The following is a 23,634-nucleotide window of genomic DNA, read 5'->3' as shown; positions in this document are numbered from 1 at the left end:
ACCATCAACCCGGCCGCCCGATCACCCCCCGAGCCACGATCTGCTTCTCCACCTCTTTCGTGCCCTCGTAGATCTCGACGATCTTGGCGTCGCGGTAGAACCGCTCCACGTCGTTCTCGGCCAGGTACCCGTACCCGCCGTGGAGCTGCAGGGCCTCGTCGGTGACCCGGACCCCGGTCTCGCCAGCCAGCCACTTGGCCATGGCGATCAGCCGGTGGTCCACCGTGCCCGCGTCCACCAGGGCCGCCGCCCGGTACAGCAGGCTGCGGGCCGCCTCCACCCGGGTGGCCATCTCGGCGATCTTGAACTGCACCCCCTGGAACGAGGCCAGCGGCCGACCGAACTGCTCGCGCTGGCGCACGTGGCGCACCGCCTTGTCCAGGGCGCCCTGGGCCACGCCGATGCCCTGGGCGGCCACGTGGAGCCGGGTGCGGTTGAAGAACTCCATGAACTGCCGGAACCCCTCGCCCCGGGTCCCGATCAGGTTCGTGGCCGGCACCCGTACCTCGTCCAGCACCACCTCGGCCGTGTCCGAGGCCCGGATGCCCATCTTTCCCTTGAGCTTGGTGGCCTGGAACCCCGGCCGATCGGTCTCGACCAGGATGCAGGAGTGGCGGCCGTGGCGGCCGGGGGCCTCCGGATCGGTCAGGCAGTACACGATCAGGAAGTTGGCGATGGTCCCGTTGGTGATGAAGATCTTGGTTCCCGAGATCACCCACTCGTCGCCGTCGAGCACGGCCGTGGTGCGGGCCGCCGAGATGTCGCTGCCGGCGTCGGGCTCGGTGATCGCGGCGCCCATGATCGCCTCGCCCGTGGTCAACGGCGGCAGATACCTCTGCTTCTGCTCCTCGGTGCCGTAGAGCAGGATCAGGTCCGACCCGAACACCACCGACCCGAGGGCCTGGCCCAGCCCGGGGTCGGCCCGCCAGAACTCCTCGACCACCAGGCAGAACTCCAGGTAGCCCAAGCCGGCCCCGCCGTACTCCTCGGGGAAGAACAGGCCCTGGAACCCGAGCTCAGCCGCCTGGCGGTACAGCTTCCTGGGGCACTCCTCCGCCTCGTCCGCCTCCCGGGCGTACTTGGGGAACTCCCCTTGGGCGAACTCCCGGGCCGCCTGTTGGATGTCGCGCTGTTCCGGGGTCAGGGCGAACTGGGTCATGGAACGCTCCTTTGAAAGGCTGGAAGGCTGGAAAGCTAGAAGGCTGGAAGGCCGGAAGGCCAGAATGCCCGAAAACCTCCCTGATCTCCGACGTCACCACACGTCCGGGCGGCATAGGATCCGTCCGGAGCGCCGGATGCGGCCGGATCGGGGGCCAGAATTCAGATGACAGTGGACAGAGAGGGGGATTACTCCAGCCAATCAGAAGGAGCGCCATTTCGAGATGTCCTGTCCCCTGTCGGCTTCCAACTGGCTTTCGACCCGGCGGTCAAAGCTCGGGGAGCATGGGGTCTGCCGGAGAGCCGGGCGCGGCCCCTATGCTCGCCGCGCAGCGCCTCCAGCGTTCGGACCGCGAAAGGGTCCCCTTGCGCGCACCCGTGATGAAACCAACTCCCGTGTCTTGTGCCTGCGCGGCGAATCTCAACGCTCGGCTTCGCGCCCGGCCGGAGGTAGGCCCCATGCCCCGCACGCACCGCTCGGACCGAGACGCACATAAAGTCTGCACCTCGCGAACAGGCTGCCTCGCGGCCTACGGAGCTGAAATCTGTCCTTTGAACCCCTAGCCCCACCCGCTGGAAAAACCACGAAAGTTCCAAAACACGACACTAGTTGCCGCCGGGTTCAACCCGGCTCACCCCGTAGACGAAGATCCGGTAGAAGTGGTCGGCCAGGGCCTCCGGGGCCACGGGGCCGGCCGGTCGGTACCACTGAAAGATCCAGTTCATCATGCCCAGTAGGGCGAACGCGCTCACCGTGTCGTCTAGCCCCGAGCCGGGCGCCTTGATTGCCGCCACGAGGCGCCGGGCCATGTCCAGGTACCTGCGTTGGCGCGCCTTCAGGCGCTCGCGCCGGTCGGGCCCCAGGGAGTCGATGGCCGTGGAGAGCAGGGTGAGCTCGTGGGGGTGTGCCGTGAAGAACCTCACGTAGCGGCGGATCCACTCCCGCACCCGCTCCTCGGGCGGGGCGTCCAGGCACAGCGCGGCCTTGATGTCGTCGGTGACCCGGTCCATGGAGAACGACAGGATCTCGAACAGCAGCTCCTCCTTGGACCGGTAGTAGTAGTAGAAGGCGGGCTTCGTCACCCCCAGGGCGTCGGCCACGTCCTGCAAGCTCGTGCGCTCGTACCCCTTCTCGGCGAACAGTCGGGCTCCTGCCGCGAAGATCTGCTCCCGCCGGTCCTCCCGCACGGGCGATGGTTGGGCCACGGTCGCCTCCTGGATCGGTTTACTTACCGGGCAGTAAAATCCCAGAACCAGCCCCCCGTGTCAAGGGGAGAGCCCCATCAGGCCCCCGCGGGGCCCGGCAACGGGGAGGGGTAGCTTTTGTTACCTGCAAACGTATTGCCAGGGTGCGGGGTGGGGGCCTGGTTCCGGCCGGGCGCGAGTGCGGCATCCGATCGCCGCGCCTTCTCATGCCGCCGCTTGCGCGTCGATCCAGGCCACCGCAACGAAACCCTTGGGATCCGGCGGCGGTTCAGACGTTCGGAGGGCGCGGCGAGCTAAGGGGCCGCACCCGGTGCTCCACCAGACCCCCACCCCGCACTCCCCAAGGGGAAGGGGACACGGGCCTGGCAACACTTTCGTTGGGATTAGCAGTTCGGGGCGGGCCAGAGATCAGAAACTAAACCATGCCCCCGAGCCGCGAGGTAAAGGCGAAGAGGTTTGGTGGTTCCTAGAACGCGTGGGAATCCGGGAGGTTTTCAATCGTCCTAGCGGAAGTTCCCGGGAAGGCGGCCACCTCGCCTGCTCACCGCAGGCACTGGAACACCCCCTTGCACCACAGGCAGTCACCGCAGGGCTCGGCGTTCAGGTAGCAGTCCTGCTCGAACTCCTCGGCCTGGACGTAGTCGCAGCACTTGGCCAGGTTGCAGTCGGAGCAGAACGGGTAGTCGTACCGGATGACGCTCTGCCGAAAGCTCCGGAAGGCGGGGTCGTTCCAGACCTCCAGGATACCCTGCTCCGGCACCCGGCCGAACACCCGGGGCCGGACGAACTTCTCCCGGCCGTTGATGAAGCACCGATACCCGTGCCACAGGAAGTAGCAGGGATGCACCGCGCCGTCCCAGCTGACGAACGCCGCCCCCTCCTCCACGAAGTCGCACCGCCGGTCCCCCCGGGGCACCACCTCGGGCAGCCGCAGGTCCAGGCCGAGCTCCGAGGCCAACCGGGCGGCCTCGTCGAAGATCCGCCCCACCCGGTCCATCCAGGCCTCGTCCCGCTCCAGGATCTTCTGCACGTTCACGAAGATGTCCCGGGCGTGGGCGTCGGCCTTCATGGCCTCCACGAAGGCCACGATCCGCTCGTCCTCGGGGCTCTTGGTGTACTTCCAGAGCACCTCGAAGTACCGGTCGAGGTCGATGCCCTCGGCCTCGGCCCGCCGGCGCCACGGCTCGAAGAACGCCACGGCCACGTCGGTGTTCGGGTCGTAGGCCGCCTGTTGAACCAGATGCTCGTCGTAGGGGAGCACCTGGGTCACCAGGGCGAAGGCGGCGCCCCGGGACACGGCCCACCGGACCACGTCGGGCAGCTCGGCCACGTTGTCGCGCATGGCCACGAACTCGATGCCCTTCTCCACGCGCCGGCCCACGACCTTTTCGGCCCGGCCCAGGGCCCGGAACGCCCGGTCCAGGGCTCCCACCTCGCCCCCTTCGCGGATGCGGCGGAAGGTGGCCGGGTTCACCGCGTCGAGCGACAGGCAGATCCGGTCCAGGCCGGCCTCCACCAGCCGGAGCGCCCGGTCCTCGTCCAGGAGGAGGCCGTTCGTCTGGAACCCGATGGTGGCACCGGCGGGCATGACCGATCGTGCCTGCCGGATAAACTCCTCGAGGCGGGGGTGGAGGAGGGGCTCCCCGATTCCCGACAGGATCAGGGTCTCCAGCCGGGCGAAGGCGGGCTCCAGCCCCGCGAACACGGCGTCGTCCAGGTCTCCCTCCGCAACGCCGTTGTCCGGGGTCTGTTTCACGCACATGGCGCATCGCAGGTTGCACCGGGTGGTGGTCTCGACGAACAGCTTGGACGGGTAGGGTAGCAAAGCGGGAGCGCCGGCCTCGACCGGCTCGTTTCGTTGACAGATCTCCACGGCAAAGGGCCTCCTGTCCCTATCCGGCTGCCCGGAGCTCGACCTCGGCGGGGCTTTCGTCCGAGGCGAGATACGCGCGGATCGAGTCCGCCACAATGGTCAGGGTCTCCCGGAACCGCGCCTCGTCCGGCTCGAGCAGCGTCATGCGAAACCCCTGCTCCTCCGTGGCGAACGAGCTCAGGGGCACCACGCACACCCCGGCCGAGGCCAGCAGGTAGTACACGAACCGCTTGTCCAGGGTGGTGCCCGGCTCCGCCACCAGCCGCTCCACCAGGTGGCGCACCGGCTCCTGCGCCACCTCCAGGGTCTGGCGGGTGCTCAGGCTGCCCGGCAGGAACCGCACGGTCAGGTAGAACGCGCCGCCGGGCCGGACCACTTGGACCCCCGGCACGTCGCCCAGAATGTCGCAGGCGATCTCGGCGTAGCGGGCGTACCGCCTGCGGCGCTCCTGAAGATGCCGGGGGTACTCGGGGTGGCTCAGGATCGGGGGGATCGCCTTCTGGGGCAGGGTGGTAGAGCACACCTCCACCATCTTCGCGTCCACGATGCTCTGGACGTATCGCCGGAACACGGGATCCTTCTCGGCGTTGTACACCTCGATCCAGCCGCACCGGGCTCCGGGCCAGGGCAGCTCCTTGCTGATCCCCTTCATGGAGATGGCCGGCACGTCGCCGATCACGTCGGCGAGCTGGCAGGTGCGGACCCCGTCGAACACCAGGTTCGCGTAGATCTCGTCGGCCACCACGAACAGGTCGAACTCCCGGGCGATGGCCACCATCTCCTCCAGGACCTCCGGAGGGTACACCGCACCGGTGGGGTTGTCCGGGTTGAGGATCAGCAGCCCCGCCACCGAGGGGTTGTACTTCACGGACAGCCGCAGGTCCTCGAGATCCGGCATCCAGCCCCGATCGGGATCGAGGCGGTAGCACACGGGCTTCTGGCCCGCGTGGGCCGCCTCGCCCGAGGAGTGGGTGGTGTAGGCCGGGGAGGGCCCGATCACCCGGGCTTCGCGCCGCAGAAACCCGTACACCTTCTGGATCGCGTCGCCCAGGCCGTTGAAGAACACGATATCCTCGGCCGAGATCCGAACGCCGCCGCGGGCGTTGACCCGCTCGGCCAGGAACTGCCGGGTCTCCGGCAGCCCCTTGGTGGGGCAGTACGCGTACGAGCAGTCCTGGAGGGCCAGGTCCGCCACCACCTCCTTCATCCAACGGGGCACGACCTCCCCCTTGGCCACCGGGTCGCCGATGTTCTCCCACCTCACCGGCACTCCCAGGCGCTGGAGCTCCTCCCCCACGCTCACGATGGCCCGGATCTCGTAGGAGAGCTCACCGGCTCCCACGTGGACGATGTTCTTTCGCATCCTCGAAAACTCCTTCACGACGGCGGTCGTCAGTCGTTGGTCGTTGGTCGTCGGTCGGGCCTTCGGCCCGCTGGGCGGCTCTCGAGCCGCCGCCAAACCCTCGGTGGGGCATGGGGTCTGCCGGAGCGCCCGCCGGAACCAGGCCCCTTGCCCCGCCCTCCGAGGCGGCGCGCCTATTTTGCCGCCGGGCCAATAAAAAAGGCCACGGGCGCGTTGCCCGTGGCCTTGGTTCGTCGGGATGGCGGATGGGGCGTGCTACCCTCCGACTCCCGGCCCACGGGCGCGACAGAGCCAGGCGGCCGCAGCGGCCGCGTCGCTAGCTCGATCCATCGCCTTCGGGGTCGGGAACACGATCGTCATCCGCATGGCACGTGTTGGTACCACGCCGCACTGCGCATGTCAACCTTCAGCAGCGTCGGGCCGGCCCATGGGGAGCGAGCCGCACACGGGACAGGCCCGCAGCCCCAGGGGCCGCTCCAGGCCGCTTCGCTCCAGGAGTTCATCGTCCGTGAACACCTCGGCGGTGGGCCCGTCCCGGGTGATCCGGCCGTCGTGGACCACGATGGTGCGATGGCACAGCTCCAGGGCCATGTCCAGGTCGTGGGTGGCGATGATCTTGGTGTGCTCGAACGAGGCCAGCAGCTCCATCAGCCGGCGGCGGGCCCGGGGATCCAGATTGGAGGTGGGCTCGTCCATCACCAAGATGTCGGGCCCCATGGCGAGCACGGTGGCGATTGCCACGGCCCGCTTCTCGCCCCCGGACAGCCGGTGGGGCGGCCGGTCCCGCAGGTCCCAGGCCCCCACCCGCTCCAGGGCGGTTCGGACCCTGCGCTCCACCTCGTCCGGGGGCAGGGCCAGGTTCAGGGGGCCGAAGGCCACGTCCTCGTACACCGTGGGCATGAACAGCTGATCGTCCGGGTCCTGGAACACCATGCCCACGGTCTTCCGGATCTCGGGCAGGGTCTGACGGGTCAGGGGGATCTCCCCGACGCGCACCGCGCCCTTCTGGGGCACCAGGACGCCGTTCAGGTGCAGGAGCAGGGTGGACTTGCCGGCGCCGTTGGCGCCGACCACGGCCACCGACTCCCCGTGGGTGATCCGGAACGACACCCCGGCCAGGGCCGGCGTGCCGTCCGGGTAGGTGAACTCCAGGTCCGTCACCTCGACGATGTGATGGCTCATGGGCGAATCCTGTTGATATTGACTCGGCGGATACACAGGCGCCACCGCTCCCTGCTCGGAGGGGACCTGCCGGAGAGCCGGGCGTGGCCGTGTCAGGGGCCAGAATCGCAAATTGGTATCAGATGAATGGCAACTTGGTTTCAGACGAACAGCGCTCCCACCAGGCGGGGCACGTTGACCAGCCGGAACATCACGAACAGAGCGGACCACCCGAGCAAGAACGCCCAGTCCGCCCCCCGGAACCGGAGCGTTCGCAAGGTGCGAAACTCGCCGGAGAACCCGCGGCACAGCATCGCGGTGTGGATGCGCCGGGCCCGGTCCAGCGTGCGTAGGAGCAGGTGCCCCACCAATGAGCCGTACACGCCCAGCCCCGTGCCTCTCCGCCCGAAGCTGCGCAGGCCCCGGGCCCGAACGAGGCGCAAGGCCTCGTCCGCGAGCACGAACAGGTACCGGTAGAGGAGGAGCAGCTGCACAGCCATGACCCTGGGGGTGCCGAGCCGACGAAGCCCCAGGCACACTCCGTAGAACCCCGTGGTGGCCACCAGCACCAGGGCCGCGCCGATGGTCAGGACGAACCGCACCAGGATCGAGGCATAACTCATCCATCCCCCGGTGACCGTGACCGGCCCCACGGACAACATCGGGGTGCGGTCGAGCCACGGGTTTGCGGCGCCCACGAGCACCGCGAACGGAGCCACCACCAAAAGCTTCCGGATCAGGTAGCCCAGGGGCAGGTCCGCTTGGGCGATCAACACCGCGGGGAACAGGGCGTAGGGCAGCAGCCCCGACACCTCGTACTTGCCGTGGGACACCACCGCCACCAGGTACACCAGCGTGGCCACGATTTTCGCCCTGGGGTCCAAACGGTGCACGGGTGTGTCGGCGTAGGCGAGGCGGTCCAGCCGCCCCAGGTCGAGGAACGCGCGCTCGACGCCGGCCATGCCTACACGATCCCCCGGCCGGTGGTGGTCATCACCAGCTTGCCGTGCTTGACCCCTTTGGTGCCGATGAGTTCGTCGGCCAGCCGCTTCACCCGGGGAGCCGGCCCCCGCACGACCACCACCTCCAGGCAGTGATCGTGGTCCAGGTGGACGTGCAGGGCCGACACGATGGCGTCGTGGTGGTCGTGCTGGTGCTCGGTGAGCTTGTCCGCCAGGTCCCGCACGTGATGGTCGTACACCAGGGTCACGGTCCCCACAATCTCCTCATCGCCCCGGCTCCACTGGTCCTCCACCAGGGCGTTGCGGATCAGGTCCCGGATGGCCTCCGACCGGTTCACGTAGCCCTTGCGTGCCACGAGGGCGTCGAACTGCTCCAGCAGCCGGGTGTCCATGGAGATCCCGAACCGGGTCAACTGGGTCATGGAGTCCTCCTCATCGTGCGATCGTTGCCACGTTCACGGCCCCATCGTGCTACGAAAATAAAATTATTGACACGGCGTTCCGGGACCCGCTAGTCTCCGGTGCCACGAAGTTTGGAAACCTTAGCACAGGAGGAGTTGCGATGCACATGGCCGATGCCCTTCTTTCCCCCGGAGTCGGTGGCGCCATGTGGGCTGCCACGGCCGTCACCACCGTGTACTGCGCCCGCAAGGTGCACGAGGAGGCCGACGACCGCAAGGTGCCCCTGATGGGTGTGCTGGGAGCCTTCGTGTTCGCCGCCCAGATGATCAACTTCTCGATCCCCGGCACCGGGTCTAGCGGTCACCTGGGGGGAGGTCTCCTCCTGGCGCTCTTGCTCGGGCCCCATGCGGCGTTCCTGACCATCGCGTCGGTACTGGTGGTGCAAGCGCTGTTCTTCGCCGACGGCGGGCTGCTGGCCTTGGGAGCCAACATCTTCAACATGGGGGTGTTCCCCTGCTTCGTCGCCTACCCCCTGGTGTTCCGGCCCCTGGCCGGCAAGGATCCCAGCCCGGGCCGCCTCACCCTGGCCAGCGTGGCCGCCGCCGTGGTGGCGCTTCAGCTCGGCGCGTTCGGAGTGGTGCTGGAAACCGTGTTCTCCGGCATCTCCGACCTGCCCTTCAGCAAGTTCGTGCTCCTGATGCAACCCATCCATCTGGCCATCGGCGTGGTCGAGGGGTTCGTGACCGCCGCGGTGGTGAACTTCGCCCGCAAGGCCGAACCCGGCCTGTTGGGGGGGCACACCCCCCAGACCTCCGGGGGGTACCGGAAACTCCTGGTGGGGCTTGGGGTGGCCGCCCTCCTGGTGGGCGGGGCCCTGTCGTGGTTCGCCTCGGCCCACCCGGACGGGCTCGAGTGGTCCATCGCGGGGGTCACCGGCTCCGAGGAGCTCGAGGCCCCGTCCGACGGGATCCACGGCACCTTGGCCCGGATCCAGGAGAAGCTCGCGTTCCTGCCCGACTACGGCTTCAAGGATGCCGGAGAGTCTGAGGGGGCCGCCGCCCCAGAAGCGGAAACCTGGCCTGCGGTCGACCCGGGCACCAGCGTGTCGGGCATCGTGGGCGGAGTGATCACCCTGGCCGTGGCCGCCGCGATCGGTCTGCTGCTGCGCCGACGGAGCCGGGCTCACGCCAGGGCCACGTAGTTCCGGGGGGCGGCCGCACCATCGCGGCCGCCCCGTTCTTTCTCTTCCCTTCCGGCATCTGGATCCGCGTGCCAGGCCCGCTCACCCCGGGGGAGGAGGCGTGTGCGCGCACCGCGCCGGAACTTCAGCCACAGGAGGATCGAGATGCGTCGAGTCGTCATTGCTCTCCCCTTGGTTCTGGTGCCGGGGCTCGCCTCGGCCGCGACCACGCTGGAGGAGCGGGTGGAGGCGTTGGAGAAGAAGAACGCCGAGCTCTACCACACCCTGCAGCAGAAGAAGCAGGCCGGCCTGATGACCAAGATCTCCGAGAAGATCTCGTTCTCCGGCCTGCTCGAGCTCGAGGCCGCCTACGAGAGCACCGACCCTGCCGACGGCGACCGCGAGGCCACCAGCGACCTCACCGTGGCCACCGCCCAGCTCGGGTTCGACGCCCAGGTCAACGACCAGCTCACCGCCGCCCTGGTGCTGCTGTTCGAGGAGGACGAGACCGAGCCCATCGAGGTGGACGAGGCCACCGTGGACTACGCCCGAGACGGCTGGACCGCCCGGTTCGGCCGCCAGTACCTGCCGTTCGGGGCGTACCCGAGCCACATGATCTCGGACCCCCTGACCCTGGAGCTGGGCGAGATCCGGGAGACGGCGGTGCAGGTGGGGTACGAGGGGGAGGGGTGGACGGCGAGCGCGTTCGTGTTCAACGGGGACGCGGAGAAGGTGAACGGGGCGGGGGAGGCGGAGGAGGACCACGTGAAGGACTGGGGGGTGAGCGTGGTGGTGACGCCGGTGGAGGGGGTGGAGGCGGGGGCGAGCTTTTTGTCGGACCTGGCGGACACGGACGCGGAGCTGGTGGGGGAGTACCGGGACCGGGTGGGGGGATGGAGCGCGTACGCGGTGGTGGGGTTTGGAGCGTTCGAGGTGTTGGGGGAGGTGATGGGTTCGGTGGGGGCGTTTGACGAGGCGGACCTGGACGAGGACGAGGACGGCAGGGGGGACCGGCCGCTGGCGTGGAACGTGGAGGGGGCGTGGGACGTGAGCGAGGTGGTGGAGGTGGCGGTGCGAGTGGAGGGGAGCCGGGAGCTGGGGGGGCAGCCGGAGCTCCAGTACGGGGCGGTCGTTTCGTGGGGGCCCATGGAGGGGGTGAGCCTGAGCTTGGAGTACCTGCACGGGGAGTACGACGAGGACTTTGGGGGAGGGGTGGACTCCCGGGACCTGGCGACCGCCCAGCTCGCCGTGGAGTTCTAGCAGCGGCGGAGTGGCTCCCTCAGGCCCCTGCGGGGCCCGGCAGTGGGGAGGGTAACGTTCATTGGTCCGGGGCTCATTGCCGGCGGCGGGGCATGGGTTTCAGGGGCCAGAATTCAGGGGACAGGAGCCAGAAGAAAGGCAAAAACAATGCGGCTACAGCGATGTCGTGGGACCGCGACCTGTCCACTGACATCTGTCCTCTGACCCCTGATCTCCAGCAGACCCCATGCCCCCCGACTCCGATGCCGAGACGAGATTTCGACCAACGACCGACGACCGAAGTTACTGGGAAGCCCTTTCGCCATGGGCGGCCGATGATCGGCCGCCCCTTTTTTATTACTTCTACTTTGTCAGATTTTCATAACGCTTGGCTTTGATTGGCTTTTCTGGTGTGCGATGCCATCGCGGATGCCCTTCGCCGGTGACGTCGGGCCATCTGCGCCAAGGCGTCTTCCAGTGTCGCGTTCGCGCGCGGCAGCAAAACGCTGAGCACTTCCCGCACGTCGCGCGCGCTCAACAAGGGGAACGCACCACGATGCTTTCGGCGTGCCTCCAACAAGAACAACAACGCCATCAGCACCATCGCCATGTGGTGATGCCACCCCTGCCACAACCGCACCTGATACTCGGCCATGCCCACTTCGCTCTTGGCCTCCTGCAGGCTTCGCTCCACCCAATAGCGCTGCCCCTGCATGTACGCCAATCGCCGCACCGACGTCTGCTCCGGCGCGTTGCTCAGCGTGTACTTGATCTCCCCCGGGTTGCGCACCGAGCGCCGCACAATCAGGTGCCAGCAGTGGGCCTTGGACTCCCGCCCGTCCCACACCCACACTCTGCGGTGAAGCACCTCCACCCACAGTGGGCCCTTCGTGGAGTCCCGATACGACAAACGCCGCCAGGCCTCCCCCGGTTGGTTGCGCACCCACGCATCCACCCGGATCGGTTCCGGCCCCTGCGCCCGAGGCCGTTGGGGCGCTCTCCCACGCGCACTGCGCCGCGGGGGTACCTGGGGCCGAGGATCCTCCAGGTAGATCCGCTGGGACGCCTTCACATCCACCACGAACACTTCCCCGTCGGCGTCCAACCCCCGCAGGAACTTCGGGTCGGCCCCGTAGAACGAATCTGCCCCCACCCAGGCGAACTCCACCCCCAGGCGCCGGGCGTGCCGAACCATCTCCAAGGCCAGTTCCGGTTTGGTGCGATACCCCCGCTCGGCTTCCGGAACCTTCGCCCGCTTGCACCGGGCCGAATCCTCGGCCCACGCCTTCGGCAGGTACAGCCGTGCATCGGTGAGCGTCACCTCCCCGTCGCGGGCCAGGGCGGCAAACACGCCCACCTGGCAGTTCTCCACCTTGCCCAGGCGCCCACACCACTGGCGCGCAACGCCAACCGATCGGTCGCCCTTCTTGGGGAACCCACTTTCGTCCACGATCAGACACGTGTTGGGGGAGCCTCCCAACAACCGGTCGGCGTCACGGGCCACATGGTCGATCACCTCGCGGTGATCCCACGGGGAGTACGACACAAAATGCTGCAGGCGTTGGTCGTCGGCGTCCGGAACGACTTCTGCGATGCGCTCCATGTTTCGCTTCCGGGCTTGCGCCAAGCCGGCAAAATACGCCTCGGCGGCCTTCACGCACGAGCGGGTACGAGAGGTGAAATGCGATCGGTAGCGTGCTGTGAACCGATCCAGGTCGTGCTCCAACTCCGCGAGGGGGTGAGGGGAGCTGGCTAGATTAGAAGAATTATTACCTAGTCAGTTCCTATTTAGTAATCATTCTAATCCTCCTTTTATTTCAAAGTGTTACGATGAATCCCAGAGCTACTATACTTCCGGACCCGCTCTTTGCCAAGGCCTCGGCGAATCTGACAAAGTAGAATTACTAAGGCCTACGAAGGTATTGCCGGACGCGGGTGGGGGACTGGCTCCGGCCGGGCGCGAGTGCGGCACCCTTTTCGCCGCGCCTTCGCATGCCGTTGTCAGCCCGGTAGGCCGGGGCGCCGGTGGCGGAAGTTCCTGAACTTCCAAAGCGATCCAAGCCGGGTGAGGGCGCGGCGACGTAAGGGGCCGCGCCCGGCTCTCCACCAGCCCCCCACCCGCTGGTTCCCTTGTGAAGGCCGGAGATCTGACGATAGTTCCGTTGGTATTAGTACCAACCTGGCGGACAAATAAGCGCCATCGCTCCCTGGTCGGAGGGGCAGGGGGGTGGCCGGAGAGCCGGGTGCGGCCCCCCAACTCGCCGCGCAGCGCCTCCGAGGCTCGGACCGCGAAATGGTAAGGTGACGAGCCGATTTTCGGCCGTGTTCCGGAAGGGGGCATCCGCGTGTGCCACGGGGCCCCAGACCGAGGACCGTCGGCCGAAGCGGAAAAAAACAAAAAGGGCAGGGAGATCTCCCTGCCCTCGAAACGAATCGAGATGAAGAAGCCGGTAGGAGAAACGGCCTCCTACAGCTTCAGCACGATCATCAGCGCGATGACCAGGGCGTAGATCACCAGCGACTCGATCATGGCGAGGCCGATGATCATCGGGGTCACCAGCTTCCCGCTGGCGGCGGGGTTGCGGGCGATGCCCTCCAGGGCGGCCGCAAGACCCTTGGACTGACCCAGGGCGCCGAACGCGGCGGCGATGGCGATGGCGAAGCCGGCCGACAGGGCCAGCAGCCCGCGCAGGGCCAGGTTCTCGGCGCCCTCGGCGCCGGCCTCGGCAGCGAACGCCGGGGCGGCCATGGCGACGGCCATGAAGGCCATGGGTGCGATGGTCCAGATCCGCTTGAGCATGTCTCTCACCTCCTCTCCTCTGGGTTTTTGAAGAACGCAGGCCCTTTTCTCGACCCGCGTAGCCGAAAACTACCTCTTTAATGTTCCGCGTGCTCGATGGCGCCCGACAGGTACACCATGGTGAGCAGCATGAACACGAAGGTCTGCACGAACGACACGAACAGGCCCAGCACCAGCGTGAACACCGGCACGGCCAAAGGCACCAGCATGAAGAAGATGGCGCCCACCTTGTGGTCCCCCATGATGTTCCCGAACAGACGAAGGCTCAGGCTCATGGGCCGGGCCAGGTGCGAGATGATCTCGATGGGGATCATGAGCCAGGCGAGCCACCAGAACGGCCCCATGAAGTGCTTCAGGTACGCGAGCCCGTGCTCCTTGAACCCGTACAGGTTATAGGCCACGAACACCACCAGAGCGCAGGCCAGGGTCGTGTTGAGGTTGTCGGTGGGCGGTGCGAAGCCGGGAACCAGCCCGGAGAGGTTGGAGAACAGGATGAAGAACGCCAACGACCCCACCAGGTACAGGAACCGCGGGGCCACGTGGCCCATGGAGTCCTCCATGATTTTCAAAATGCCCGAGACCATGAGCTCCATGACGTTGCGAATCGTCAGCCCCGCCTCCGGGATCAGGTCCTCGTCCCGCTCGATCCGGTCCTTGATCTTCGACCGGGCGATGAACGCCAGGGTCAGAATGATGAGCACGACCAGGATCGCGTTGGACACGTGGAGCGCGGGCTCCCCGTTGGACGGGTTGAGGAACCGCTGCTCCAGCTGCTTCAACCCGGGGATCAGGGAACTCCAGTAGATGTCGTGGGACCCTTCCGCGGCCATGACGAAACGCTGCCTCCCTGTACAGAAACCGTAAAGAAGAGGTACCCGGGCCGGCTCACCACCCGATCAGCCGCAGCACCGCCTCCATCGTGATGGCGATGAAGATGGCGCCGAGCCCGCATAGCAGGCCGATGGCGTCCACCCGGAACTTCACGACCAACACCCCCACCAGGAGCATCAACCCCGCGAACTTGACCCAGTACAGGCCCACGTTCACCGGGCTCGTGGACCCCTTGAGGAACACCGATCGCAGCACGGCCGCCATCACCTTGAAGTTTGCGGCCATCACCAGCCCCCCAAGCAGCACCCCCAGGGCGAACCGCCGCGACAGCCACAGCCCCACCAGGGTACCCACCGCGGTCAGGACCAGGTTGAACACCTGGATCCGCCGGATGCTGATGACCTCGCCGGCGTCGTCCCCGGCGTCCCCCAACGGCGCGTCCGGGGTCTCAGGGGGCGTTTCCATCGTCTTCCTTCTGCCCCTCGGCCCGTTCCAGGCTCTGGAGCACCCGGATGAGGCTCCGGAAACCGGCGATCACCCCGGCGACGAGCCAAAGGAGCGTCATCCACGGGTCGGTGCCGAGCCAGGAGTCCAGGGCGTACCCGATTCCCGCCCCGATCGCCACCGACATCCCCAACTCCAGGGTGCCGGCGCTGACGTGGGTGATCAACCGGACGGTCTCGCGCCGAGGCGCCTTCATTCGGTCGGCACCCCCCAGGTGCGTCCCACGGGCACGGTGAACAGCACGCCCTGCCCCCGGTTCTCCCATCCGCCCAGGATCTTGCCCAGCCCCTCGGCCAGGTGGTCCACCATGTGGTCGGGCACCACCGAGAGGATCGTGCGGTTGAACGGCCGGGCCGGCGCGAACAGGTCCCGGAACCCGGCGAAGATGGGGACCTCCTGGGTAAGGAAGCGCCCCATCCCCTCGCTCTCCAGGATGGTGGCGCCGCTGACGCCCTCCTCCAGGAAGAACGTGAGGACCTCTTCGAGCTTTTCTTCGCGGTTGAGAACCAGGATGAGAAGCTGCATGGGCACGCCCCGGGGCGCCCGGACAAGGCCCCGGGCCGAAAAGTCGGCCCTCTATAGCACACGGCCGAAAAACGGGTCAAGGAAGCGGTTATTGGTTCTTGGTCGCTGGAGGCCGAACTCCGCCCCCGGATCGCGTCCGTATGGCTAGCGTACCGTTTCGCAAAAACGTCTGCGGATTGCTCCGGTGGGGCTGGGGGCTCCGACGAAGCGCGACGGCCGAGCAGCCCGGTCCGCCCGGCGCCAGGGGAGCGGCCGCGGCGCGTGCCCTCACGCGCCGCAGCGGACCGCGCCGATGCGGCCCCTGCGAGGCCGTTCACGAAGGAGGGGCCCCCAGCCCCACCCCCCGGGAAAACCACCAAATTTCAGAAACGCCACACTAGAACCCGGCCAGCACCTCGTCCGCCGCCTCCACGGTCCGGGCGATGTCGTCGTCCGTATGGGCCAGGCTCATGAACCCCGCCTCGAACTGGCTGGGCGCCAGGTTCACCCCCCGCTCCAGCATCCCCCGGAAGAACCGGCCGAACGCCTCGGTGTCGCTCTGCAGGGCCGAGGCGTAGTCGCGGACCGGCCCCTTCTGGAAGAAGGTGGTGAACATCGACCCGACCCGGGTGTGGAACGCCGGCACCCCTCGGCGAGAGAACACCTCGGCCATGCCGTCGCAGAGGCGGGCCGACTTCTCCTCCAAGGCCTCGTACACCCCGGGCCGGCGCAGGAGTCGCAGGGTGGTCAGGCCGGCGGTCATGGCCAGAGGGTTCCCCGACAGGGTTCCCGCCTGGTACACCGGCCCCACCGGCGCCACCTTCTCCATGATCTCGCGCCGGCCGCCGTACGCCCCCACCGGTAGGCCGCCGCCGATGATCTTGCCCAGGGTCGTGAGGTCGGGGGTCACCCCGAACCGCTGCTGGGCGCCGCCCAGGGCCACCCGAAACCCGCTCATCACCTCGTCGAAGATGAGCACGATCCCCTCCCGGGCCGTGATCTCCCGCAGGCCCTCCAGGTACCCGGGCGCCGGCGGGATGCAGCCCATGTTCCCCGGCACCGGCTCCACGATCAGGCAGGCGATCTGGTCCGGGTTGTCGCGGACCACCCGCTCCAGGGCCTCGAGATCGTTGTAGGGGATGGTAAGGGTGTGCTTGGCGAAATCGGCCGGCACGCCCGGGCTGGTGGGCACCCCGAAGGTGGTCGCCCCTGACCCGGCCTTCACCAGCAGCGAGTCGCCGTGGCCATGGTAGCACCCCTCGCACTTCACGATCTTGTCCCGGCCGGTGTACCCGCGGGCGAGCCGGATGGCGCTCATGGTCGCTTCGGTGCCCGAGTTCACCATGCGCACCATCTCCACGCTGGGCACGATCTCGCACACCAGCTCGGCCATCTCCACCTCCAGGGCGGTGGGGGCGCCGAAGGAGGTGCCGTCCGCCAGCGCCTTCTCCAGCGCCTCGCGGACCTCGGGATGGTTGTGGCCCAGGATCATCGGCCCCCAGGACCCCACGTAGTCGATGTAGGCGTTGCCGTCCACGTCGTACAGGCGGGCCCCTTCGGCCCGGGCGATGAACACCGGCTTTCCGCCCACGGCCCGAAACGCCCGCACGGGGCTGTTCACGCCTCCGGGAATGAACGACTGGGCCGTTTCGAACAGTTCGAGGGAACGGTCGTGGCGCATCGGATCCTCCGCGAAGCAATCGGTTCCATGGGGGTCCCAGGCCCCATGCGGGGGCGGGCGGACGAGGCCCGGCAACTCGCCTTGGCCCCCCGGGTGTAGGAGCGGCCTTCCGGCCGCGATCCCGGGCCGCGAGGCCCGGCAGGGGCTTTGTCGCGGCCCGGATGCCGCTCCCTCAGGGGGAGAAGCGGCCACGCCGGGGCCCGAAGGCCGCCCATCCAGCCCACCGGGAGGAACGGGCATGGCTAACACGATCGCCCGGGGGATGCAAGCCCGAGCCCGGGCTTGTTCGACCCGGCCCGCGTCTGCTAGTACTACTCGCCGGCCTTTTCCCTTGATCGAGGATCCGGACCCCATGCTCCTGGCCACCTGGAACGTGAACTCCGTGCGGGCCCGGCTGGACCACGTGCTCCGGTACTGGGAGCGGCGCCGACCGGACGTGCTGTGCCTGCAGGAGATCAAGGTGGAGGACCCCGCGTTTCCCCGGGAGTCGTTCGAGGAGCGCGGGCTCCACCTGGCCGTGGCCGGGCAGAAGGGATACCACGGCGTGGCCGTGGTGTCCTCCCTCCCCCTGGAGGATCCGGTGGTGGGGTTTCCTCACCTGCCTCCGGATCACCCGCTGAACCGGGAACGGCGGCTGCTGGCCGTGACGGCGGCGGGAGTGCGGGTCCTTTCCGTCTACGTCCCCAACGGCGAGGCGGTGGGATCCGAGAAGTTCGAGGCGAAGCTCCGGTTCTTCGAGGAGCTGGGAAGGTACCTGGACCAGCAGCTCGCCCAGAACCCAGCCGTGGTCCTGGCGGGGGACTTCAATGTGGCCCCGGAGGCGCGCGACGTCTATGATCCGGAGGCATGGGAGGGTCGGGTCCTGTTCTCGGTTCCGGAACGGGAGGCCTTGGAGGCGCTCAAAGGCCGTGGATTGGTGGACTGTTTCAGGCAACTGCACCCGGAAGACGGGAACCGATACACCTGGTGGGACTACCGCGGGGGCGCGTTTTGGAAGAACGAGGGGCTGCGGATCGACCACATCCTGGCGAACCCGGCCCTGGCCGATCGGTGCGAGGAGTGCGACGTGGACCTGTCGCCCCGCCGCTGGAAGCGGCCGTCGGACCACGCCCCGGTGTGGGCCCGGTTTCGCCTCGACCCGGCCGACAGGCCGCGCAGAGGGAACACCTAGCTCGAACCGATCCCCAAGCTGTTTACGTGGCGACGTTTTAGCGCAGACCTAACTGAAACACTGGGAGACCAAAGGGGCTTTCAGCCTCCTAGCCTCTCAGCTTCCTAGCGTCCTAGCGGGCCGAAAGCCCAATGACGGCCCCGAAGCCAAGGGAGGAGCAGCATGGACGGAAGGGGTTTGGGCGTCACCCTGACGCGCCACATCTGGGAGGAGCAGCAGATCCACCCGGAGGCCACCGGCGAGTTCAGCGACATCCTGAACCAGGTCGCGTGGGCGGCCAAGGTGATCTCCCGCGAGGTCAACAAGGCCGGGCTGGTGGACCTCCTGGGCTACACCGGCGAGCGCAACGTGCAGGGCGAGGAGGTGCTGAAGCTGGACCGGTACGCCAACGAGGTGTGGATGTCGGTGCTTCGGCACAGCGGCCACTTCTGCATCCTCGCCAGCGAGGAGCTTGCCGAGCCGGTGGTGTTCCCGCCCAAGTGGCGGAAGGCCAAGTACGCCATCGCCATCGACCCGCTGGACGGATCTTCGAACATCGACGTGAACGTGAGCATCGGGTCGATCTTCGCCATCCACCGCCGGGTGTCCGAGGGGGACGAGGGCACCCCCGACGACCTCCTCCAGCCGGGTCGGCGCCTGGCCGCGGCCGGGTACGTGGTGTACGGCAGCTCCACCATCCTGGTGCTCAGCACGGGCAACGGCGTGCACGGCTTCACCCTGGACCCGTCGGTGGGCGAGTTCCTGAAGAGCCACCCGGACATCCGGATCCCGGCCCGGGGCAAGACCTACTCGGTGAACGAGGGGAACTTCCCCTACTGGTCGGAGGGCGTGCGGCGGTTCGTGGCGCACATGAAGGAGAAGGACTCCTCCTCTGGTCGGCCCTACGGGGCCCGGTACATCGGGTCGATGGTGGCGGACATGCACCGGACCCTTCTCAAGGGCGGCATCTTCATGTACCCGGCCGACACGAAGGACCCGCGCAAACCCCACGGAAAGCTGCGGCTCCTGTACGAGTGCGCGCCCATGGCGTTCCTGTGCGAGCAGGCCGGCGGGGCCGCCAGCACCGGTCAAGGGCCCGTGCTGGACGTGGTGCCCGAGTCGCTCCACCAGAGGGTGCCGTTCTTCGCGGGCTCGGTCGAGAACGTGCGGGAGGCCGAGGAGTTCATCGCCCAATACGACGGGAGCGCCTGACCGGCCGGCACGGGAACCGGGATTGCGGGCGGGCCGGCGGATCCATCTCGTCGACGGGCCGACAACGGGAGCCCCCTGGGCGGGGCTTTTCGTTTTCGACGTTGCCGACCCCCGGTTGACAGAACCGCGGCGGATGGTTATTCTCCCGTCCTCGTGAAAAGGAGCACTACCACACAACCGCCGTGACAAGGAGGTGCATCACCATGACCCGGGAGTACACCACGTACCTCGCGGAGAAGTTCCTCCGGGAGTACCGACTGTTCCCCGTGGAGAAGCGACTCGCGTTCGACGCCTGGGCCGACCGCCAGGGATTCGACCCGGACGTCAAGCGCCGGCTGTGGAGGGAGGTGAAATCGATCTCGCGAAGGAAGGCGGCCTGAGCGGGCCGCCGCGTTCGGATGTTTGGGGGACACGATCCGTTGCCGCCGCAGGCGGCTTTCGTTTTTTCGGGGTCAGGCGGGAAATCCCATCTCCGCACGGACCCTGCGATACTCGTCCGACCACCCCCCGTCCGCCCGGCGGATCACCAGGGCCGGCTCGTCTTCGACGGAGCGGGCGGGGTTTTGTGATGCATAGAACAAGCTGATCAGGCTCTCCCGCCCTTCCCGGAACACCACCGGCCGCACCACGATCCGCCCCAGCCCGGCCTCGACCGCTGCGGCCACGTTCTCGTCCCGGTACCGCGTGGCGTGAACCCATGCCACGATCCCCCCGGCAGCCAGCCGCGCCGAGGCCGTCCCGAGGTAGTCCCGGGCTCCCCCGCGGTCCTCGAACCGGCAGGGTCCCCGCTGGGGGAGCGAGCTCCGGCGCCCCTCTCCCGGCACGAGGTAGGGGGGGCTGCCGGTCACCAGGTCGAACCTCTCCCCTGGCCGAAACACCCCCGGGTCCCGGAAGTCGCCCACCCGGATCTCCGCCCTGCCCCCGATCCCGTTGTACCGGACCGACCGCCGGGCCAACCCCGCGCTCACCGCCTGGGCCTCCACCCCCACGAGCGACGCCCCGGGGAACCTCCACAGCACCAGGAGCCCCACCGAGCCGATCCCGCACCCCAGGTCCAGGATCCGCCGGGGTTGCGCCCCGGCCCGCCGGCAGGCCTCCACGGCGTACCAGGCCGTGAGCAGGTCGTCGGTGGAGTACCGGTGCCCTCGCCGCAGCTGGAAGATCTTCCAGTGACCCGACAGACAGTCCAGGGTCTCGCCGGGGCCCGGCTGGAGGTCCGGATCCCCCCGATCCCCCCGCGGCACGGGCCCCGGAGGCTCCCAACCGGCCGGTCGCCTACGCATCGGTCCGCCCCATCATCCCAGATACCCCGGCACCTCCCGCAGGTCACGGAACCGAACCCGAGCCTGGGGGCCGTCCCCCCGCCGGTCCACCAAGGCCCCCACCATGCCGGCGGCCCGGGCGCCGAGCACGTCCTCGCGATACAGGTCGCCCACGTGGAGCATTCGGTCCGGAGCCGTGCCGAGCCGGCGGGCCGCCTCGTGGAAGATGGCGGGGTCGGGCTTCTCGGCCCCGAACTCGGCCGAGACCAGGACGAACCGGAACCGGTCCCGCAGCCCCAGGCCGCGGAGGATCTCGTGCAACCGGCTGTCCCAGTTGGACACCACGACCACGGGCACCCCTTTCGCCTGCAAGGCGTCCAGGCACGGCACCACGTCGGGGAACACCTCCCAGGGGTCCGGCCGGGCGAACGCCTCGTACAGCTCGTGGAAGATCGCCTCGAACACGTGGGCCGCCCCCTCCCACAGCCCCTCCAACCGGAACACCTCGGCCACCAGGGTTCGCCAGAACGCCCGCTCCCGGCCCGGGGAGTGGGGCCGGGACACGGCCGGCAGGAACTCGGAGCGACGCCGGTCGAACACCTCCCGGAACCTGCGGTCCAGGGCGGCCCCGTCGGCCGGCACGCCGTGTCGCCGAGCCGCGTCCGCATACACCTCGCCCACCGAGGTGCGAGGCCGGATCAGGGTGTTTCCGGCGTCGAACGATACGGCCTGGATGTCCATTCTCGTAGCTTCCGCTGGGATGCTCGGATAAACAGGCGCTATCGCTCCTTGCTCGGAGGTGCAAGGGGCCTGCCTCCGGCCGCGCGCGAAGCCGGGCATGAGACCACCCCATGCCCCCCGAGCATTGGCGCGGTTCGAGAGCCGCCCGGCCGCCCAGCGGGCCGAAGGCCCCAGACCGGCGACCGATGACCGGCGACCGGAGACCGGCGACCGAAGTTCTGAATCTCGCCTCGGCCCCCCTTGTGGACCCGGGGTTCGCCTGCTACGTTTCGCGTGTTTCGCAGCCTACCACGGCTCCAGGGGGACGGACCATGCGCCATGTGATCGTGGGAGCCAGCGCCGCCGGCCTGGCTGCGGCCGAGGCCGTCTGCTCGGTGGACCCCTCGGCCGAAGTCACCCTGCTCACCGAGGAACCCTACTCCCCCTACTGCCGGCCCTTGATCTCGTACGCCCTGGCCGGTGAGGTCCCCCACACCCTGTACGACCTGCCGTTCCGCTGCGCCGACCGCGTCCGGTTCCGGACCTCGGCCCGGGTGCTCCGCGTGGACCCCGAGGGAAAACAGGTGTTCCTGGAGGAGGGGGATCCCCTCCCCTACGACCGGCTGCTGTTGGCCACGGGCGCCGTGCCCCGCCCCCTGGGCCTGGCCGGGGAAGAGGCGGCCAACGTGTTCGGGTTCCGGACCCGGGGGGACGCCGAGGCCATCGACCGGGAGATCCGCGCGGGGGCCCGCACGACCCTGGTGCTTGGCGGAGGCCTCGTGGGGGTGAAGGCGGCCCATGCCCTGGCCGCCCGGAGCCTGGACGTGACCCTCTGCATCGGGTCGGAGGCTCCCCTGTCCCGGGTGGTCAATCCCGAGGCGGGCCGGCGGGTGGCCGAGGCCCTGGAGGACGAGGGGGTCTCGGTCCGCACCGGATACCGCCCCTCCGCCTTGGTGGGGGGGGAAGACGGCCGCGTCACGGCGGTGCGGTTCGACCCGCCCGGCGAGGCCTTGCCGTGCGACCTGGTGGTGCGGGGCAAGGGGGTGCGACCCCGCGCCGAGCTGGCCGAGGCCCTGGGCATCGGAGGCCCGGCCGGGATCCCGGTGGACGGCCGGTTGCGCACCCCGGCCCCCGACATCTGGGCCGCTGGGGACGTGGCCCGCACCTTCGACGTGGCGTGGCGGGCCCCCCGGCTGAACGCGATCTGGCCGGCGGCCGTGGAGCAAGGGATCGTGGCCGGCCGGAACATGGCAGGCGGCCACGAGGCATACCCGGGCAGTCTGGCCATGAACTCGATCAAGGTGGGCCGCCTCCACCTCGTCAGCGCGGGCATCACACGTCCGCCGGAGGGCCCGTACGCGGTGCGGGAGATCTGGGACCCGGCCGGCGGTTATCGCCGGGTGGTCCTGCGGGACGGCGTGCTGGTGGGGGCGGTGGTGGTCGGCACCGACGGCCGCCCAGGACCGGACCGGACCGGTCTGCTGATCGCGGCCATCCGACGGGGAGCCCGGGTCGCGGACCTCCCCTTCGACCCCCTGGTAGACCGAATCTCGTGGAGCGGGTTCGCGTTCGGCCGGGAGGCGGTGACCGGGGGGCGGCGGGGACCGGCCGCCGCACTGCCGACAGGCGATCCCGTAGGCAAGGAGGTGTTCCGATGAAGACCGTGGTGGTGCATCCGCAACGGTGCGTGGGGTGCATGCAATGCCAGACCGCCTGCGCCGTGGCCCACTCCCGCACCCAGACCTTGTACGGGGCCGTGTTCGAGGAACCCCGGCCGGCGCCCCGGATCCACGTGGGGCCGGGGCCTGGGAACTTGGCGTTCCCCAACAAATGCCGGCACTGCGATCCGGCGCCGTGCATGCAGGCGTGCATGCCGGCCGCCCTGCGCCGGGACCTGCCCACCGGCGCGGTGGTGGTGGACCCCTCGCGGTGCATCAACTGCGGCATGTGCGCCATGGCGTGCCCGTTCGGGGTGATCCGGTACCGGGCCGATCACCGCGCCCCGGACCGTACCGTGGCGGTCAAGTGCGACAACTGCGTGGAGCGCCAGAAGGAGGGCCGGGTCCCGGCCTGCGTCGAGACCTGCCTGGTGGGGGCCCTGGAGTTCGGGGACCCCAACGAGATCCTGCGGGACGAGTCGCGCCGGCTGGCCCGGGAGATCAGTCTGGGCATCCGCCAGACCCCGGCCGCGGTCCCCCGCCAGCCGGAGGCCGTCGGCCTGTGGCGGGCCCTGGGGGACGCTGCCGAGGCCGTGGGCCCGGGGGGCTGATCCTCCCTTCGCCGGGCTCTCCACCAGCCCCCGTGCCCCCGAGCTTTGGCGCGGTTCGAGAGCCGTCCGGCCGCCTAGCAGCCCAGCCGCCCAGCGGGCCGAAGGCCCGAAAAGGTTTCGAGCCTCCTAGCCTCCCAGCATCCTAGCTTTCTAGCCG

General features: G+C 68.7%; 23 protein-coding genes. 7 read left to right on the top strand and 16 right to left on the bottom strand.

Annotated features, from left to right (window positions below; translation table 11 throughout):
- Positions 1-4 precede the first annotated feature (4 nt).
- The 7 genes from DEFCA_RS0115335 to nikR form a co-directional block, all read right to left on the bottom strand.
- Positions 5-1,159, bottom strand: coding sequence for an acyl-CoA dehydrogenase family protein (locus tag DEFCA_RS0115335; protein ID WP_025323891.1), 1,155 nt, complete (start codon positions 1,157-1,159; stop codon positions 5-7).
- Positions 1,160-1,764: 605 nt separating this feature from the next.
- On the bottom strand, positions 1,765-2,364 hold the full coding sequence (locus tag DEFCA_RS0115330; protein ID WP_169709607.1) for a TetR/AcrR family transcriptional regulator: 600 nt from the start codon (positions 2,362-2,364) through the stop codon (positions 1,765-1,767).
- Positions 2,365-2,905: 541 nt separating this feature from the next.
- Positions 2,906-4,237, bottom strand: coding sequence for a radical SAM/SPASM family putative metalloenzyme maturase (locus DEFCA_RS0115325; RefSeq protein WP_025323889.1), 1,332 nt, complete (start codon positions 4,235-4,237; stop codon positions 2,906-2,908).
- A 19-nt stretch (positions 4,238-4,256) separates the two neighbouring features.
- A complete protein-coding gene (locus DEFCA_RS0115320; protein ID WP_025323888.1) occupies positions 4,257-5,600 on the bottom strand; it encodes a pyridoxal phosphate-dependent aminotransferase in 1,344 nt (447 codons plus the stop codon).
- Between the two features lie 399 nt (positions 5,601-5,999).
- A complete protein-coding gene (locus DEFCA_RS0115315) occupies positions 6,000-6,782 on the bottom strand; it encodes an energy-coupling factor ABC transporter ATP-binding protein (RefSeq protein WP_025323887.1) in 783 nt (260 codons plus the stop codon).
- Positions 6,783-6,922: 140 nt separating this feature from the next.
- Positions 6,923-7,723, bottom strand: coding sequence for a cobalt ECF transporter T component CbiQ (cbiQ, locus tag DEFCA_RS0115310; protein ID WP_025323886.1), 801 nt, complete (start codon positions 7,721-7,723; stop codon positions 6,923-6,925).
- 2 nt (positions 7,724-7,725) lie between these two features.
- Positions 7,726-8,145, bottom strand: coding sequence for a nickel-responsive transcriptional regulator NikR (nikR, locus tag DEFCA_RS0115305; RefSeq protein ID WP_025323885.1), 420 nt, complete (start codon positions 8,143-8,145; stop codon positions 7,726-7,728).
- 140 nt (positions 8,146-8,285) lie between these two features.
- Between nikR and DEFCA_RS0115300 the strand changes: the two genes are divergently transcribed.
- A complete protein-coding gene (locus tag DEFCA_RS0115300) occupies positions 8,286-9,326 on the top strand; it encodes an energy-coupling factor ABC transporter permease (protein ID WP_025323884.1) in 1,041 nt (346 codons plus the stop codon).
- Positions 9,327-9,470: 144 nt separating this feature from the next.
- Positions 9,471-10,565, top strand: a complete 1,095-nt coding sequence (locus DEFCA_RS0115295) for an LbtU family siderophore porin (RefSeq protein ID WP_169709606.1) — start codon at positions 9,471-9,473, stop codon at positions 10,563-10,565.
- A 358-nt stretch (positions 10,566-10,923) separates the two neighbouring features.
- Here DEFCA_RS0115295 and DEFCA_RS0115290 read toward each other — a convergent pair whose 3' ends face one another.
- The 7 genes from DEFCA_RS0115290 to hemL form a co-directional block, all read right to left on the bottom strand.
- The gene (locus tag DEFCA_RS0115290) at positions 10,924-12,270 is read right to left on the bottom strand and encodes an IS701 family transposase (protein ID WP_084318607.1); all 1,347 of its coding nucleotides are present in this window, start codon (positions 12,268-12,270) and stop codon (positions 10,924-10,926) included.
- 741 nt (positions 12,271-13,011) lie between these two features.
- Positions 13,012-13,344 (bottom strand): ATP synthase F0 subunit C, encoded by a 333-nt coding sequence (locus DEFCA_RS0115285; protein ID WP_025323882.1) that lies wholly within the window; start codon positions 13,342-13,344, stop codon positions 13,012-13,014.
- 77 nt (positions 13,345-13,421) lie between these two features.
- Positions 13,422-14,174, bottom strand: a complete 753-nt coding sequence (gene atpB, locus DEFCA_RS0115280) for a F0F1 ATP synthase subunit A (protein ID WP_084319293.1) — start codon at positions 14,172-14,174, stop codon at positions 13,422-13,424.
- Between the two features lie 55 nt (positions 14,175-14,229).
- Complete coding sequence (locus tag DEFCA_RS0115275; protein ID WP_025323880.1) at positions 14,230-14,640, bottom strand: ATP synthase subunit I; 411 nt, start codon at positions 14,638-14,640, stop codon at positions 14,230-14,232.
- Positions 14,624-14,875, bottom strand: coding sequence for an AtpZ/AtpI family protein (locus DEFCA_RS0115270; RefSeq protein WP_025323879.1), 252 nt, complete (start codon positions 14,873-14,875; stop codon positions 14,624-14,626). The genes DEFCA_RS0115275 and DEFCA_RS0115270 overlap by 17 nt, the downstream gene beginning before the upstream one ends.
- Entirely contained in the window at positions 14,872-15,204 is a 333-nt protein-coding gene (locus tag DEFCA_RS0115265) for a P-II family nitrogen regulator (protein ID WP_025323878.1), read from the bottom strand. Before DEFCA_RS0115265 ends, DEFCA_RS0115270 begins: the two co-directional genes overlap by 4 nt.
- 376 nt (positions 15,205-15,580) lie before the next feature.
- Positions 15,581-16,864 carry a glutamate-1-semialdehyde 2,1-aminomutase gene (gene hemL / locus DEFCA_RS0115260; RefSeq protein WP_025323877.1) on the bottom strand — a complete coding sequence of 428 codons (1,284 nt, stop codon included), beginning with the start codon at positions 16,862-16,864 and terminating at the stop codon, positions 15,581-15,583.
- A gap of 238 nt (positions 16,865-17,102) precedes the next feature.
- On the opposite strand from hemL, the gene xth reads away from it, so the two are divergent.
- The 3 genes from xth (at position 17,103) to DEFCA_RS22410 (ending at position 19,606) form a co-directional block, all read left to right on the top strand.
- The gene (gene xth, locus DEFCA_RS0115255; protein ID WP_281173787.1) at positions 17,103-18,035 is read left to right on the top strand and encodes an exodeoxyribonuclease III; all 933 of its coding nucleotides are present in this window, start codon (positions 17,103-17,105) and stop codon (positions 18,033-18,035) included.
- A gap of 162 nt (positions 18,036-18,197) precedes the next feature.
- Positions 18,198-19,226 (top strand): class 1 fructose-bisphosphatase, encoded by a 1,029-nt coding sequence (fbp, locus tag DEFCA_RS0115250; protein ID WP_025323875.1) that lies wholly within the window; start codon positions 18,198-18,200, stop codon positions 19,224-19,226.
- Between the two features lie 203 nt (positions 19,227-19,429).
- On the top strand, positions 19,430-19,606 hold the full coding sequence (locus tag DEFCA_RS22410; RefSeq protein WP_169709605.1) for a hypothetical protein: 177 nt from the start codon (positions 19,430-19,432) through the stop codon (positions 19,604-19,606).
- A 72-nt stretch (positions 19,607-19,678) separates the two neighbouring features.
- Here DEFCA_RS22410 and DEFCA_RS0115240 read toward each other — a convergent pair whose 3' ends face one another.
- Together DEFCA_RS0115240 and DEFCA_RS0115235 are read right to left on the bottom strand one after the other, a co-directional pair.
- Positions 19,679-20,470 carry a tRNA1(Val) (adenine(37)-N6)-methyltransferase gene (locus DEFCA_RS0115240; protein WP_025323874.1) on the bottom strand — a complete coding sequence of 264 codons (792 nt, stop codon included), beginning with the start codon at positions 20,468-20,470 and terminating at the stop codon, positions 19,679-19,681.
- A gap of 51 nt (positions 20,471-20,521) precedes the next feature.
- The gene (locus tag DEFCA_RS0115235; RefSeq protein ID WP_025323873.1) at positions 20,522-21,229 is read right to left on the bottom strand and encodes an HAD-IA family hydrolase; all 708 of its coding nucleotides are present in this window, start codon (positions 21,227-21,229) and stop codon (positions 20,522-20,524) included.
- Between the two features lie 311 nt (positions 21,230-21,540).
- Between DEFCA_RS0115235 and DEFCA_RS20945 the strand changes: the two genes are divergently transcribed.
- Together DEFCA_RS20945 and DEFCA_RS24365 are read left to right on the top strand one after the other, a co-directional pair.
- Complete coding sequence (locus DEFCA_RS20945) at positions 21,541-22,866, top strand: NAD(P)/FAD-dependent oxidoreductase (protein ID WP_025323872.1); 1,326 nt, start codon at positions 21,541-21,543, stop codon at positions 22,864-22,866.
- Positions 22,863-23,477 (top strand): 4Fe-4S dicluster domain-containing protein, encoded by a 615-nt coding sequence (locus DEFCA_RS24365; RefSeq protein WP_025323871.1) that lies wholly within the window; start codon positions 22,863-22,865, stop codon positions 23,475-23,477. Before DEFCA_RS20945 ends, DEFCA_RS24365 begins: the two co-directional genes overlap by 4 nt.
- Positions 23,478-23,634 lie beyond the last annotated feature (157 nt).

This window comes from Deferrisoma camini S3R1, assembly GCF_000526155.1.
In the GTDB taxonomy this organism is placed as follows: Bacteria; Desulfobacterota; Deferrisomatia; order Deferrisomatales; family Deferrisomataceae; genus Deferrisoma; species Deferrisoma camini.
This window is presented reverse-complemented; position numbering and strand designations above follow the sequence as displayed.